Genomic DNA, 13732 nt, shown 5'->3' on the forward strand with positions numbered 1-13732 from the left:
GGCCCTGGCGCGCCTGCAATTCACGCGCGAGCACGCGGCTGTTGAACTCGTGGATGACGCGGGCTACGTAGGCGCGGGTCTCGTGGTAAGGCGGAATACCGTGGTACCTGTCAACTGCAGCGGGACCCGCGTTGTAAGCGGCGAGAGCCAGGGCGATGTTGTCGTGGTATTTCACCAGCAGTTCATTCAAATAAGCGGAGCCGCCGCGGACATTCTCGTCGGGACGGAAGCTGTCGTCGACACCTTCTTCGGCGGCGGTGTTCGGCATCAGCTGCATGAGACCGCGGGCGCCTGCCCGGCTTACGGCGCGGGTGTTGCCATTGCTTTCCGCTTTAACGACGCTGGCGAGCAGGTCGGCATCCAGATTGTGCTGCTGGCCGGCTGTGGCGAGCATTTCGTGCAGATCAGCGGGGCTGAGCTTTGCGCCGGTCTTCGATCCCGCTGCGTCAGAAGACGCCGGAGTCCGTGGAGGATCGGGAACGGTTTCAATCTTCGCGATATCCGCAGAGGAGCGGTCGATATAGCTGCTATCGCCCGAACCGAGATAGAGGCGAACCTGCGAACCGATCTGCTCATGATGGTTGCAGAGCATCTCGTAGCCGTTGGTCAGGCTTACACGCTCGGCGGCGAATGCCCGCGCGGTGGCGCCGGCGAGAGCAAGAGCCACCAGGGCAACGACGAATTGGAAGTGAAGACGCAAAACTCAATTCCTGCTGGTTCAGACTTTAGCAGAGGTGTGGCGCGCCACGGCCATCTCCAAAGTCACGGCCACGCCATCCTCATCATTAGGCGGCGTTTGCTTCCAGCCGCGGGTTTTGGCCAGGGTGCGCAGTTCCTGGGCTGCGTTGGCCATCATGACGGCCTGACCTGCCCATTCGAGCATGTCCACATCGTTCCAGTTATCGCCGATGGCCATGGTTTCCTTGCGATCCACACCGAGGCGGGCGGCAAGCCTCTCCAGTGCCCAGCCTTTTGAAACACCCGGCGGCAGCAGGTCGAGGATAGAGAGATCGCGCGCAGGGTACTCGGTTCGGACAGCTTCGCAGAACGGGCTCAATTCACTGGCTTTGAGGGCTTGTTCGGCTCGTTTCATCTTTTCGATCGCGCCTGTGACCATACCCTGGATGGGATCATTGCCATCGCTGAGTGCGTTTTCGAGCGGTTTAACAATCTCGATAGCGTCGCGATTGGCCTCCACCCATAATGCGATTCTCTGATGTGCCTGGTCGAAATCTTCGAGTATCAATTCGCCGCGTCCCACCTGGTCAAAGGTAAATACCAGTGTTCCGAAGGGTCTGAGCAGGCCGCAGAGGCCCCGGGCCACGCGGGCTTCGAGGTTGGAGCGGTCGAGTGGATCGCCGCCCAGGGTTCGGGTCACTGCTCCATTTGACGTGATGAGAGGCATATCCGCTCGCAGCCCAAGGCCCCCGAGCAGCGGTGCGGTATATGCGGTTCGGCGCCCGGTGGCGATGGCGACCGTGATGCCGGCCTGCTGTGCGGCGCGAAGGGCTTGTACATTGCGGGGGCTGATGGATTGGCTGAAGGTGGGCAGCAGGGTGCCGTCCATGTCAATTGCCACCAGTCGCACGGGGGGATGCATGGGTCTAGTGTACCGGGAACGGGATGATCATTCGGCACGACTGAACAGCTTGCCCCCAAAACGCATCTTTAGACGGATTTGTATCAGGGCACAGCTTTTAGCCGCGCCGTATACTTTTCAAAACCTGCGTGCATTTGTGCAACATGAGGTCAACAGCACCTCACCATGTGACCGGGGGCACGCCCAGCGAGCTTGAAGTGCCGCAGAATTGTGTGCAGCGGAGGCGAGTATGCAGCCGGAAATCCTGATTGCGTATGTGACGCGGAGCGGGTCGACGGAGGAGGTTGCCGAGGCCATCGGAATGACCATCCACGAGGCAGGCGTTGCGGTGGACGTGAAGCCGATGGTTGACGTGGATTCGATCGCGGACGATACAGCGGTGATTCTTGGCACCGCGCTGTACGTAGGTCATTTTCCAAAGGAGTTCCACAGGTTTGTGCAGCGGTTTCGGCGGGAGTTGGGCAATATACACCCGTGGATCTTTGTTCTTGGGCCGACAGAAAATGAGCCAAAGAATTTTGCGGCGGCAGAGGAACAGGCCAAAAAGGAACTGGCGAAGTATCCCTGGCTGCATGCGGCGAATGTGCGCGTGCTCGGCGGCAAGTTTGATCCGCACCATTTGAACCTGCCGTTTCCTTTCAGCCTGGTGATGAAGTTTCCGGGGAATCCCATGCGGAAGTTGCCGGCATCGGACATTCGCGATTGGGATTGGATTCGCCGGTGGGCGGCGGCGATTGCGGATCATGTGAAGAAAGGTCCGGCAGCCCAACCGGCAGAATTCGCCGAATATAGTATCTATAGAAATAGTTGACTAGGAAACTAATATTTAGCTATGCTTCTTCCATGAGCAAGGGAAGGGCATCTGCGCAGCCTGTCAGCGATCTTCAGGACCACATCGGTTTCTGGATGCGGTTTGTGTCGAATCATGTTTCACATGCCTTCGCGCGCAAACTCGGGCAAAGCGGCGTCACGGTGGCTGAGTGGGTTGTGTTGCGCGAGATGTTTGACTGCGACGATCTGGCTCCCAGCACGGTTGCCGAACGCACCGGAATGACAAGGGGTGCGGCATCGAAGCTGATTGACCGCCTGGTGGAGAAAAAGCTGGTGGCGCGCGAAGAACGCAGCGATGACCGCCGCTACCAGGATATTCGCCTGACCAACGCGGGCACGAAGCTGGTGCCGCAACTGGCGGCACTTGCAGATCTGAACGATCGCGAGTTTTTCGCGCCGCTTTCTGCGTCCGAGCGCAAATCGCTGCTCACGACGCTGAAGAAGCTCGTCGAAAGAAACAAATTGCACAGAGTCCCAATCGAGTAAAGGAGAGTTATGCATAAGCAGGAGATGAACGCTGAGGCGATTCACAAGATTCTCGCCGAGTCGCAGGCAGGGAACCTGATTTTTCCAGAGGTTGTAGGCCGCATGCTGGCGGCGGGCGTCGAGTCGTACTTTGTGGACGTGCCGCGCGCGGAGGATGTCGTCTACCTGCGCGACGGCACGGCGCTGACGGTGAAGATGCATCTGCAACTGGATGTTGTGGCCGAGGAGTTTTCAGAGGAGGGAATCGTGGCGGCGATCGGCGCCGCGCAGCGTGATGAAATTCGCTATCCGGAATTCATGCGGAAGTCGTGCGCAGCAGGAGTGACCGCGTACTGGGCTTTCCTGACGGGGAAGAAGGTGATTTACTTCGGACGCAAAGGAGAGTTTCACGAGGAGTATTTTCCGGGCGCAAAGTAGCGGCTCGCGGCCGCTCTGATGCAACGGGTCCGCTTCGTTGGTTGAACGAGGCTCCAACAGCAGGAAATTGGATACACTTGCTGCATGGAACGGATCTGCACACATTGCCATGCGGTGCTGGCCCAGGACACCAAGGGGGACTGGTGCCCGGCGTGCGGCGGCTCGTTGATTGAGCGCGCTGAATTGCCGTCGACTGAAGCGAAGGCGGCGCCCGTCGAAGTGGATCATCGCGGCATTGTGCTGCCTCGCAGGCATGCGCTGGGCGGGATCATTACGCCGCAGTAGATTCGCGATGGCCACGGAGTTGCATTGATCGTCATTGAGCGCATCACGCCTCAAACTGCCCTTGTGTTCAAGGATGTTCGCCTGCGTGCGCTGCGGGATGCGCCTGCCGCGTTTTCAAGCACCTATGCAAAGGAATCTGAGCTTACCGATGAGGAGTGGATGAAGCGCTCGGTGCGATGGAGCAGCAATGGGTCTGCGATGTTTCTGGCAATGGATGGCGCAGTCGCCTGCGGGATCGTCGGCGCGTACGAAGAAGAGCAGGCCCGGCACGCGCATGTGATTTCGATGTGGGTCGATCCCGAATTCAGGCGTGCCGACGTGGGAAAGGCGCTGATCGATGCGGTGGTCGAGTGGGCCGCTTCTCGCGCCATGCCGGAGTTGAAGCTGATGGTGACGAGTGTGAATCCTGGCGCAATCGCATTTTATGAGCGCCTTGGGTTCAGCAAAACGGGCAACACAGCGGTGTATCCCAACGATTACGGAATACGAGATGGCGCGGCCACTGCAGTGAGCTGCTGACGGCCGGCCGAAAGGGTATGCAATGTCGCTCCTCCAAATTACGACGGCCCAGGCATTTTGTCCTGGGCCGTCGTGGTGATCTGTAAGTCTTGAACTAAGGCTATCGTCTTGACGCGATTGCCCGGGCATTTTCACCAATGCCCTCTGCCGCTATCGCTCGATGGCACCGTCCGCCAAAGCGGATTATCGGGGCGACACAGTCGTCGCTTCATTTGAAAAACGCCACTTTGCGTATCGGATCGAGAGGTGCATTGCAACGTGAAAAGATGCGGTCAAACCCCATGCGGTTGAATATTTTCCGCGGGGTAACCATTGGGAATCGGGGTGCGAAGCCCTAGGCCACAGTCAACTCACGCGATGTACCGCCAGAAGAGTATCGCTGCATCTTTTGGACTGCCCCCATCTCAGTACGAGGTCAATCTACGCCCAGATTCACGCCGCGTCAACATGTGCTTTTGAAGTCGACACCCGGAAGTTATCCTCGTTGAGCCTCACTGCGGTAACTGCTCTGGATCTAGAAACAAAGTCTCCGTCCACCAGTCGCTGAAGTCGCTCGTATCACCGGGAGTCAAGTGCATCTCTACCGTCAGGCGCCTCAACTTGCACATTCCATGCGTAAAAAAGTTGAAAGTGTTTTGCAGGTAATTTCCCGTGTACGGCGCACAATCAGATTGATAGGAGTTCTCATGCGGCTGGCGGCCCATTTATCGATTCCACTCCAAACTTCAGCTGCTTCGAAACGAAAGACACTGTGCCTCATTCATCGCAGCTTTACCGTGATGAGCGAGGAAGCCAAACGAAGCACTCCGCTGCCAGGCATCGACCATGCGCCGGACAAGTTCACCCCCCCACCCCCTCCCCCCTGTGAAACTGTGAAGCCCACCTGCACCGGCTCGTAAACCTTGCAGCATCATTCGATCCTTCGCTCAAATCCCACAGCCTCACAGATCCTGTGAAACTGTGAACGTGAAATCTCAGTTTTAATGAATGTCACTCGTAACGGAGGGCTTCAGCGGGGCGGATGCGGGCGGCGGTCGAGGAAGGATACAACGTTGCCAGCAGCGAGATGCTGATGGAGACCGCGGAGACCAGAATCCCGTCCACCCATCTTGGTGCGAAGGGAAGCGTGTCGATGGCGTAAACGTCGGGCGAGAGTTGGATGTGATAGTGGCTTCCAGCCCACGCGCCGATATAGCCGAGGACGAGGCCGATCACGGTTCCGACAACGCTGATGAGCAGGCCCTGCAACAGAAAGATGCGGCGTACCTGTGCGGGGGCGACTCCGAAGCTCATGAGTACGGCGATGTCGCGAGTCTTTTCCATCACCATCATGGTGAGTGCGATGAGGATGTTGAGCGCGGCAACGACAACGATGAGCGTGATGACGATGAAGGTGACGATCTGCTCGAGCTTGAGGGCGCGGAAGAGTTCGCGGTTCTGCTCCATCCAGTTGGTGGTCATGAAGCCAGGGCCGGCAGCGGCTTCGATTTCCTTCGCGATTCGTGGGGCGTTGTTGAGGTTGTCGACTTTGAAGCTGATTACGGAGACCAGGTCAGGCTCATCATAAAGGCGCTGCGCATCGGAGAGGCGTACGAATCCCCACGCGGAGTCGTATTGATAAAAGCCTGTGTGGTAAGTGCCGGCCAGCTGAAAGTGCTGAACTTTAGGGATCACCCCAACCGGCGTCAGATCACCCTGCGGGCTCACCACGGTGACGGAGTCGCCGACGTTCGCACCAATTGAGTCCGCCAGATCTTTACCAAGAACAATGGGCGGATATTCCGCATTCGCCGGAGAGGCCGGTTCAGGTGCCGGATCAAGAGCGCGAATGGCCGCGGCCGAGGTGTTGGACAGGACCTTGCTGACAGTTTTTTCGTCGGCCGGTACTACTCCTTCGATCAGCGCGAAGCCGGCGCGAGCCCCTCGGGCGACCATTACCTGTTCGTCAAGCTCGGGCGCGGCGGCGACAACGTGTGGAAGCTTCGACAGCTTTTCGACGAGAGGACGCCAATCACGGATGCCGTCGTTCTTCACGCGCATGAGTTGCACGTGGGCGCTGGAGTCGACAAGGCGATCCTGCAGGTCGCGGCGCATGCCGTTGGTGACGGCGAGAGCGATGATGAGGGCGGCGACTCCGGCGGCCACTCCGCCGATGGAGATGGCGGTTACGACACCAACGACAGCCTGGCGCCTTTTGGCTTTCAGGTACCTGGCCGCCACATAGAGCTCAAATCGCATTGTGCCTGCTTCTTACTTCGTGCCTGCTTCTTACTTTGGCGCCTGTGAACCGAAGACGGTTTTGGCCACGCCGACGTTTTCGTGGCGATCATAGACGCGCACGGTGATGAGGTGCTCGCCGGTTTTGCCTTCGAGGGCCTTGGCGGGAACCTGGAAGTCGTATTGCTCGCGTTTCGAGTCGGAGAGTTTGCCGACGGGATCGATGTACTGCCACGTGCCGGCATCGAGCGCGTACTCGGCGTGCGCGATCGGCGAGGCAGCATCTTCGGCGTCGAACGTGACGCGTGCAGGAGCGGGGCACGGCGCCTGCGCGCATTTTGCCAGTGCCTGTTCCACGTGCAGATTACTTATGACTGGAGGCGTGGTATCAATTTCGAAGCGCTCACTTTCCTTTGAGTCGGAGAGGGCTTCGCCGGGAGTGTGCGAAGGAGAATCGGATGCGACAACTTTAACCCGGTAACCGCCGTCGGGAATGAGTGCGGCGTCGAAGCTGTAGGCTTTTTCGGTGATGTTGTCCTTAAGCAGGTGCCAATCGTGTTCTCCGTCGCCGCGGAGATAGAGCGCGTAGACAAGGTCGTCGCCGTTTTCATCGTGCGCGGCCCAGCGAACCGTAACCGCGGTGCGGTCTTTGATGGCCTGAAGCGGCGTGTTGGCGCTGCCCGTATCCAACGGAACGACGAGCGGCTGGTTCGAGGAGGGGAAGCTGATGTTGACGATTTGCGTTTGGCCTGGGTTCGTAGTTTGCACGTTGATGCGCGCTCCAGGTGCGACGACGAGGTCGTCAATCTCGGGTGCGGCATTCACGGGGAGATAATTCACGCCGACGCTGCCCAGCTCGCCGCCGGCGTGCAGTACTGCCTTCCATTGCAGGAAGCGGCCTGCAGGCGATTGGACGGCGCCCTCTTTGAGAGGCTGCCAATCAGACCATCCCCAGTCCCCGCGACCGCGGATGGGCTGCTCCACGTTGCCGGTGCGCGTGAGGATCTCATAGTTCTGCGAGGCGGGATCGACTTCGACGCGGCCGAATCGCGCGAAGGCGCCGGCGTCGAGCACGTCGCTGGCGTATTCGTGGGTTTCGGATTTGCCGAGGGAATAAAGCTTGCCGGTGTTGCCGGTGCCGATGAGGATGGCGCTGTTGCTGCCGTGGACCTCGGCCACGCTCAGGCCCTGCTGTGCTTCGACGTTGGCGACGTCGGCGTAATCACCGTTCGGCTGGATGCGGAAGACATGTCCCCGATTGCCGCTGATGGCGAGCAGGCCGTCGGATTGTGCGGCGAGTGCGTAAACGATATCGTCTTTACTCGACCATATCTTGCGCGGGGCCTGGTCTTCGGCAAGAGCGTAGATCTCAGTGCCCTCGGGCGTGGAGGTGCTGGCGTTCGCAGATTGCAGCGAGCCGGGTTGCACGATGGTGAAGGTGATGGTCCCGACACCCTGCACGGGAAGCGGAGGTAAGGGATTATGGCTCTTGTCGCCGACGCTGGCTGCGAAGACGGTGCCATTCGCGGCGACGGACACGGAAGTAATCTCGCGGCGCGGTGCTTCGAACAGCACGTAACCTTTGCCTTGCGGATTGATGCGATAGACGAGGCCGGAGCCGTCGGAACCGGCGATGAGGTTGCCCTTCGCATCCCACGCGAGAGCGCGTATGTGTTGCTCGTCGCTCTTGAAAAACATTTCTGGCTTTCCATCGGCTCTAGCAGGATCGACACGATAGATTGCACCAGGGCCGCCTACGGCGATGTAGAGTCTGCCGGAGGCGTCGAAAGTCATGTCCCAGATGTAGTGCGACTTTGATTCGCGATTGAACCTTGATTCGGCGCCATTATCGGAAGTGCCGTCTGTTTTGCTCGCATCGAAAACGACTTTTGCGCTCGACTCATCCTGTTTCGCGGTTGCATTCGGATCGAGCTTGTAGACCTTGCCGCTGGGCACAGTGGCGGCGTAGAGGGAACCATCGGGGCCGACGCGTACGACCTGGACGCTGACATCGCGCGATTCAAACAGCGTGAATGGCTTGCCGTCTTTCTGGGTGCTTCCGCGGAGAACGGTTGCGGGTGAGCCGGTGCCGAGATATGGGGTGCCGTTCTTGCCCACTGATACAGACCAGACGAATGTGGAGGGTGTGGTGAAGAGATCCGTCAAGCCGGGACCTTCGCGCAGATCACCGTTACTGCCGATGGCTACACCTTGTGGAGTCCCTTTTTCGAATTCGTCGATGCGTGACTGTGTCCAAAGGTGAGTGCCCTGGCCGATGAGGGGCTGGACCGCAAAGGTTGTCGCAAAAGCGGCAAAGACGAACGCGAAGAAAGGGCGGGGAGTCTGACGATTTGCAGCAACCATTCTTCGTTGAGTCTACTAAAGCGGGCGGGCGGAGAGCATGCTCATCTGCCAGTGCGGAACTGGATGATGCGGCGGCGGTCGCGTTTGGAGGGGCGGTGTTCGGGAAGGGGAGCGTGTTGCTGCATCGCTTTTCGCTCCGCGGCTTCGCGCAGGCGTTGTTCTTTGCTGGCTTCGGTTTCGCGATAGAGGGTTTGTGCAACGGCAGCGGGGCCGCGAATTTCGCTGAGTTCAAGAACTTCTATACGAAATTCGCCGCCCTCGTTTTTGATGCGAAGCATGTCGCCTGCATGCACAACGCGGGCGGGTTTGGCTTCGATTTCGTTGGAGTGGATTCGGCCGAGGTCGCACGCCTTGGAGGCAAGGACGCGCGTCTTGAAGAAACGCGCGGCCCAAAGCCACTTGTCGATGCGAACAGAATTGGTGGAATGCCCAGAGGTCACGGTATCTCGCGAAAAAGCATCAGGAAGCAGAATCCGAAGTCCTCCAGATGTACAGGAACTCTGAGTCGCTGGACGTCGCCACCACGATGCCTCTCTGGTGCGTGGCGCGATTGAGAGCCGAGCGAATGTTTTCCTTGGAGTCGGGCAACGCCTCAAGCGGAATCTTGAGCGCACGGTCAGCCTCCAGCTGTTCAATGTCATTCAGCAACTGGGTGACGATCTGCTTGTGCTTGCCATCTCGTCCTTTTGGGACGTCTATTTGTTTGATCGACTGGTAGTTCATCGGCGGCGTATCGGAACTTGGATTCGTGGCCATGGGAAGATTTCCTCAGCAGTGTTTTTCTTCACATCGTTCAGAAGGCGTTCTCTTAACGTATGACTAAACCGTCGTAAAGCTATCCTAATGCTGAGCAGATATTAACTGTCAAGAATTATCAGCAAATCGCACGGAAGAAAAACGTGTGTCGCAAAGGGTCTAATGTTAGCCTATGACTCCCATACATCTGTCGATGTTGTAACTACTTAGCGCGTGATCTCAAAGAGATTCCCCGTATGCAACAATCCCTGCTAGGTTTGAATTCGAGAGGTGAATATACGTGAGCAAGGACAGAGTTTTCCCCACCGTCCCGCTTAGAGACGTTCCTGCAGTCTCCGATGAGAGCAAAGGAGGTCATCGCCCCGTGGTCCTGGTTGTGGACGACGAGAGTGTGATTGCCGATACCCTGGCGGAGATTCTTTCGCGAAGCGGCTATGCCGGAGTGGCAGAGTACGACGGAGACAGCGCGCTCGAAACTGCGCTGTTGACGCCACCGGAGATGCTCATTACCGATGTGGTTCTGCCCGGCATGACGGGCATTGAACTCGCAATTTCGGTGAGGCGAATCTATCCGGATTGCAAAATTATTCTTTTCTCCGGGCAGGCATCGACGGCCGATCTGCTGGCTAATGCACGCGCAGATGGTCATCATTTCACGCTGCTCAACAAGCCCTTGCATCCGCAGGATCTGCTGGCGCGTGTCTCAGAGGGGCTTAAACCGCGGAAGCAAGTTGCTGTCGAAGCAAGATAAAGCGCGGCGAACTGCGGAAATATTAAAGCTGGAAACTGAATGGGCGCCGATCGCGGGCGCCCGTTCAATTTAGCTGGCCAGGACGGCCCTGTAGCGCACCTTATTCTTTTTGACTTTCTCAATGGCCTCATTAGCCTTAGCCATTGCGAATGCCTCGGTGGTTGCTTTGACGCCGTGGCGCGCTGCGACCTCGAGCATTTCGCGCATCTTCTGCGGACTGCCGATGGGGCTGCCGGTCACAGTTCGAATACCGCTGATGAGAGGAAAGGCCTGCAACGACACGGGCGAGGGAGGCACTCCGACAAAGCACAGCGTGCCGGTGGGCCGTAGAGCCTGGATATAGACGTTCCAATCCTGGTCAGCATTGGCGGTGTTCAGAATGAAATCAAGCGAGCCGGCAACTTCTTTCATCGACTTCGACTCGCGGGAATGCACGAAGTGATGCGCTCCCAGCGCACGAGCTTCTTCTTCTTTCCCGGTTGAAGTGGAGAACGCGGTGACTTCTGCGCCAAAGACGCGAGCGAACTGAATGGCGATGTGGCCTAGTCCACCGATGCCAACGACGCCGACGCGCGACGAGGGATTGATGCCGTGATCGCGCAGCGGGCTATAGACAGTTATGCCTCCGCATAGCAGGGGAGCGGCCTGCTCGCTGGGCAGGGCATCGGGAATGCGCATTACGAAGCGCGCGTTGGCGCGGACCTTGTCTGCATATCCGCCGTTGCGATGCACGCAGGTGGCTTCCAGCGAAGCGCACAGATTCTCAAGGCCGCGGCTGCACCACTCGCATTCTCCGCACGAGTTCGACTGCCAGCCGAGGCCGACGCGCTGACCAACTTTAATCGAGCGCACGTGGGGACCAACGGCTGTCACGGTGCCGATGATCTCGTGTCCGGGGATGAAGGGAAAATGGCTGATTCCCCAGTCGTTTGAAATGAGGTGGAGATCGCTATGACAAATGCCGCAGTGGGTGATGCCGATTTCGACTTCCTGCAAGCCCAGTTCCCCTGGGTCATAGCGAAAAGGCAAAAGTTCGGCGCCCGCTGCGTGAGCTGCTAGTCCTTGAATTAGGGCCATGGTTGTTACGCAGTCCTCACTGGGGTCGCAAAAAAGGCCGGTAACGTGGGCCGTACAAGTGCGACAGATTTACGTTAGCGGTTCAGGTCAACTCTAGTCTAAACCGCCGCCGGGCTCGATATGCAGATTGAGGATTTGAAATCCGCTGAGCATGCCGCCGGCAGGCGCTTGACCCGCGACGACGGCGGACTCTCCATTGAGTGTGACGTCCTTGGCAGTGCGCAGAGGTTCGAGTGCGTTCGCTACGGAGAGCGGCAAAGTAGACAGAGTCTGTCCATTGACGCCGGCCTGGGCATCGGGCAGCAGCAGGCTGACGAAGATACGATCGGCGGGATGGCGGCTTTGAGCCTGGGCGAGCGCGGTTTCAAAGTCGACGGTGCGATTGGAGATGCGGGGTTGATTCAATGCGTGGTCGAGCGTTCCGGCGTCGGAGACCAGAAGGCGAACTGTTCCTGGCTGGATTCCCGGGGGCAGGTTGATGGGGATGCGGATGTTTCTTGCGGGTTGCTGCCACGGTCGCACGGTAGCTTCGACCAGCACGGTGTCGCCGGCATGCACGATGTTGCTGGAGTCGATGCGCGCGGTTTCGAGTTCAACCTGCGCACGACGGGGAATCGAATCCACGTCGAGTTCGACGGCTTTGATGGCACCCTGACGCGCACCGTTTGCGTAGAGCAGGGCAAAGCTCTGGTCAGTCTGCATGGCGGCAGATAGCTGTGCCGAGCCTTGATCGCCCGCGGGAGCCCAGAGGTCGAGCGGCGATGGCGGATAGCCTTCGATGTTGACGCTGCCAGTGACGTGATAGCTGGTTTCAAGGCTGCTTTGATTGTTCTCAAGAAGCGCGTCGTAGAGCGATACCAGAACGGCTTGCGGGGTGAGTGAAGGCAGGTCGACGACTTCGATGTTCAACTTCCGGTCTGCACCCTCGCCATGCACGGTGATGTGGACGGGAATCATGTGCGGTTTGACGCCGAGCACTCCGCGAATGGCAGAGTCGCGATCTTCGGTGAACGTGCCGATGGGATCGCCGGTGTTGATGATTTTGAACGCATTGAGGGGAGAGGCCAGGGTTTCGACGACTTCGGCGGTGGTCATGGGCAGCGAGACGGTGCCGGCCTGGAGGATAGGGTGACCGCATGCCAGGAGCTGTTCGGGATCCACGTAGGTGACGGTGCAGGTGGCAGAGACTTCAAGATCTCCTCGGACCAGCTGCGCGCTGACAGCGGAACCGGGCACGATGCTCCTGACCGCGGAGGGAGAGATGGCGTCGAAGGAGCCAGAGGCGTCAGGTTTCGATGAGCCGCTACCGCCTCCCGCGGCGATGATGTCAAGGCCGGTGCCGGCCATTTCTTTCTGCCAAAGGCGTATGGCTGCAGGCCGGAAACCGCTCATGACGAGCGGCGTCTCCATTGGCTGAAAAGTCATTCCATCGGATGAAAGGGAATTGTCGGTTTGCGTTCCAGCGACATGCGGCGAGCCCGAGGCCCATTGGGTGTTGACGGGCATGTCTTTGACTTCAAGCATCTGGGCGATCGGGGTGATGCCGGCTATGGGATCCTTGGCAAACTGACCGATACGGTAGGAAAGGGAGCCGAGGAGCTTGTTGCCGATGTAGACCGGGCTTCCGCTCATGCCGGCGACGACGCCGGTGTATTCAGGCTTGGCACCGTGGAGCTGGGCGAGGATCATATCCTGTCCCGGACCCCGCGCACCGCGCAGAACGCCAAGGATTTCCACTTGCATGGGCTCGGGGTTGGTGCCGGTGAAAACTGTCCAGGCGGTGGCCATCTGGCCGCGATGAACCTGGCTGAGGGGAAAGAAGCCGCCGCCCGAAGGTGGGGGACCAGCGGGTACTGCGGCCGATTGCCCCGCAAGGGATTCCGTAAGGAAAATGGTGAGCAAGGGGATGGCAAGCGTTCTCGCCAGGGTTCGGAATGGGGTCGCGATTGCCTTAGGGCAGGGATTCACGTCTATAAGATTAAACCTGTGCCGCATCGCAGCGGGAGATCGCAATTTAATTCCGTTTGTCATGCGTCAAAGGTTTTGACGCCCAAAGCTGAAGGTTGTTTTCGCCATTGCGTTGCTTCGCTTGCCGATTCCTTTGGGCAATCCCTATGCTGTGAACACAGAGGCCTTCATGCCAACGATTCGCCCGTACGCTTTTCGCCGTTGCCGATTTGCTTCGATCTTCCTGCTGGTTGCCCTGGCGTTCGCGCCCGCAGGCTGGGCACAGAGTACGCCGCAGCCGCAGCAGACTCCTCCAGCGCAGCCCCCACCGGATCAGACCTCGCCTGATGCCGGAGGCCCGGGCGGAGACAACGGGGCGATTGTCTTGCCGAAGAAGAAGGACAAGCCGGATGAAGCGCCGCCGCCGCCCGCGCCGGCCCAACCGAAGTTCAAGAACCCGGAAGGGGCGGGGGATTATTCGC

Annotated in this window: 14 protein-coding genes and 1 pseudogene; 7 read left to right on the forward strand and 8 right to left on the reverse strand. The window is 58.8% G+C overall.

Annotated elements, in window-relative coordinates:
- Positions 1-700, reverse strand: a 700-nt coding sequence (locus tag WA354_RS23205; RefSeq protein WP_472815402.1) for a lytic transglycosylase domain-containing protein, incomplete at its 3' end; no start/stop codon positions are given.
- A gap of 18 nt (positions 701-718) precedes the next feature.
- Positions 719-1600 (reverse strand): Cof-type HAD-IIB family hydrolase, encoded by an 882-nt coding sequence (locus WA354_RS23210; protein ID WP_472815403.1) that lies wholly within the window; start codon positions 1598-1600, stop codon positions 719-721.
- A 229-nt stretch (positions 1601-1829) separates the two neighbouring features.
- Here WA354_RS23210 and WA354_RS23215 point away from each other — a divergent pair, with 229 nt between their 5' ends.
- From WA354_RS23215 to WA354_RS23235, 5 genes are all read left to right on the forward strand, one after another.
- Positions 1830-2411 (forward strand): flavodoxin domain-containing protein, encoded by a 582-nt coding sequence (locus WA354_RS23215; protein WP_472815404.1) that lies wholly within the window; start codon positions 1830-1832, stop codon positions 2409-2411.
- Between the two features lie 32 nt (positions 2412-2443).
- Positions 2444-2917, forward strand: coding sequence for a MarR family winged helix-turn-helix transcriptional regulator (locus WA354_RS23220; RefSeq protein ID WP_472815405.1), 474 nt, complete (start codon positions 2444-2446; stop codon positions 2915-2917).
- Positions 2918-2926: 9 nt separating this feature from the next.
- Complete coding sequence (locus WA354_RS23225) at positions 2927-3334, forward strand: DUF1398 family protein (protein WP_472815406.1); 408 nt, start codon at positions 2927-2929, stop codon at positions 3332-3334.
- Positions 3335-3418: 84 nt separating this feature from the next.
- Entirely contained in the window at positions 3419-3619 is a 201-nt protein-coding gene (locus WA354_RS23230; protein ID WP_472815407.1) for a hypothetical protein, read from the forward strand.
- A 24-nt stretch (positions 3620-3643) separates the two neighbouring features.
- A complete protein-coding gene (locus WA354_RS23235) occupies positions 3644-4138 on the forward strand; it encodes a GNAT family N-acetyltransferase (protein ID WP_472815408.1) in 495 nt (164 codons plus the stop codon).
- Positions 4139-5128: 990 nt separating this feature from the next.
- On the opposite strand, the gene WA354_RS23240 is transcribed toward WA354_RS23235, so the two are convergent.
- From WA354_RS23240 to WA354_RS23255, 4 genes are read right to left on the reverse strand one after another with little or no spacing between them, the layout of a single operon-like run.
- Positions 5129-6376: an FtsX-like permease family protein gene (locus tag WA354_RS23240; RefSeq protein ID WP_472815409.1), complete on the reverse strand. Its 1248-nt coding sequence runs from the start codon at positions 6374-6376 to the stop codon at positions 5129-5131.
- A gap of 30 nt (positions 6377-6406) precedes the next feature.
- Complete coding sequence (locus tag WA354_RS23245; RefSeq protein WP_472815410.1) at positions 6407-8719, reverse strand: hypothetical protein; 2313 nt, start codon at positions 8717-8719, stop codon at positions 6407-6409.
- 41 nt (positions 8720-8760) lie between these two features.
- Positions 8761-9159: an RNA-binding S4 domain-containing protein gene (locus WA354_RS23250; protein ID WP_472815411.1), complete on the reverse strand. Its 399-nt coding sequence runs from the start codon at positions 9157-9159 to the stop codon at positions 8761-8763.
- Between the two features lie 19 nt (positions 9160-9178).
- The gene (locus tag WA354_RS23255; protein WP_472815412.1) at positions 9179-9475 is read right to left on the reverse strand and encodes a hypothetical protein; all 297 of its coding nucleotides are present in this window, start codon (positions 9473-9475) and stop codon (positions 9179-9181) included.
- Between the two features lie 280 nt (positions 9476-9755).
- On the opposite strand from WA354_RS23255, the gene WA354_RS23260 reads away from it, so the two are divergent.
- Positions 9756-10226 (forward strand): response regulator, encoded by a 471-nt coding sequence (locus WA354_RS23260; RefSeq protein WP_472815413.1) that lies wholly within the window; start codon positions 9756-9758, stop codon positions 10224-10226.
- 69 nt (positions 10227-10295) lie between these two features.
- On the opposite strand, the gene WA354_RS23265 is transcribed toward WA354_RS23260, so the two are convergent.
- Both WA354_RS23265 and WA354_RS23270 read right to left on the reverse strand, forming a co-directional pair.
- Positions 10296-11303: an NAD(P)-dependent alcohol dehydrogenase gene (locus WA354_RS23265; RefSeq protein ID WP_472815414.1), complete on the reverse strand. Its 1008-nt coding sequence runs from the start codon at positions 11301-11303 to the stop codon at positions 10296-10298.
- Between the two features lie 93 nt (positions 11304-11396).
- A complete protein-coding gene (locus WA354_RS23270) occupies positions 11397-13205 on the reverse strand; it encodes a SpoIVB peptidase S55 (RefSeq protein ID WP_472815415.1) in 1809 nt (602 codons plus the stop codon).
- Positions 13206-13440: 235 nt separating this feature from the next.
- Between WA354_RS23270 and WA354_RS23275 the strand changes: the two are divergent.
- Positions 13441-13732 (forward strand): annotated as a pseudogene (locus WA354_RS23275) (hypothetical protein); the annotation flags it as partial.

This window comes from Occallatibacter sp. (genome assembly GCF_049802275.1).
GTDB lineage: Bacteria > Acidobacteriota > Terriglobia > Terriglobales > Acidobacteriaceae > Telmatobacter.

What these genes read in the sequence shown, in the direction of transcription:
- WA354_RS23210 (WP_472815403.1), bottom strand. Translation starts at nt 1,600, where the DNA reads ATGCATCCCCCCGTGCGACTGGTGGCAATTGACATGGACGGCACCCTG.
- WA354_RS23215 (WP_472815404.1), top strand. Translation starts at nt 1,830, where the DNA reads ATGCAGCCGGAAATCCTGATTGCGTATGTGACGCGGAGCGGGTCGACG.
- WA354_RS23220 (WP_472815405.1), top strand. Translation starts at nt 2,444, where the DNA reads ATGAGCAAGGGAAGGGCATCTGCGCAGCCTGTCAGCGATCTTCAGGAC.
- WA354_RS23225 (WP_472815406.1), top strand. Translation starts at nt 2,927, where the DNA reads ATGCATAAGCAGGAGATGAACGCTGAGGCGATTCACAAGATTCTCGCC.
- WA354_RS23230 (WP_472815407.1), top strand. Translation starts at nt 3,419, where the DNA reads ATGGAACGGATCTGCACACATTGCCATGCGGTGCTGGCCCAGGACACC.
- WA354_RS23240 (WP_472815409.1), bottom strand. Translation starts at nt 6,376, where the DNA reads ATGCGATTTGAGCTCTATGTGGCGGCCAGGTACCTGAAAGCCAAAAGG.
- WA354_RS23245 (WP_472815410.1), bottom strand. Translation starts at nt 8,719, where the DNA reads ATGGTTGCTGCAAATCGTCAGACTCCCCGCCCTTTCTTCGCGTTCGTC.
- WA354_RS23255 (WP_472815412.1), bottom strand. Translation starts at nt 9,475, where the DNA reads ATGGCCACGAATCCAAGTTCCGATACGCCGCCGATGAACTACCAGTCG.
- WA354_RS23265 (WP_472815414.1), bottom strand. Translation starts at nt 11,303, where the DNA reads ATGGCCCTAATTCAAGGACTAGCAGCTCACGCAGCGGGCGCCGAACTT.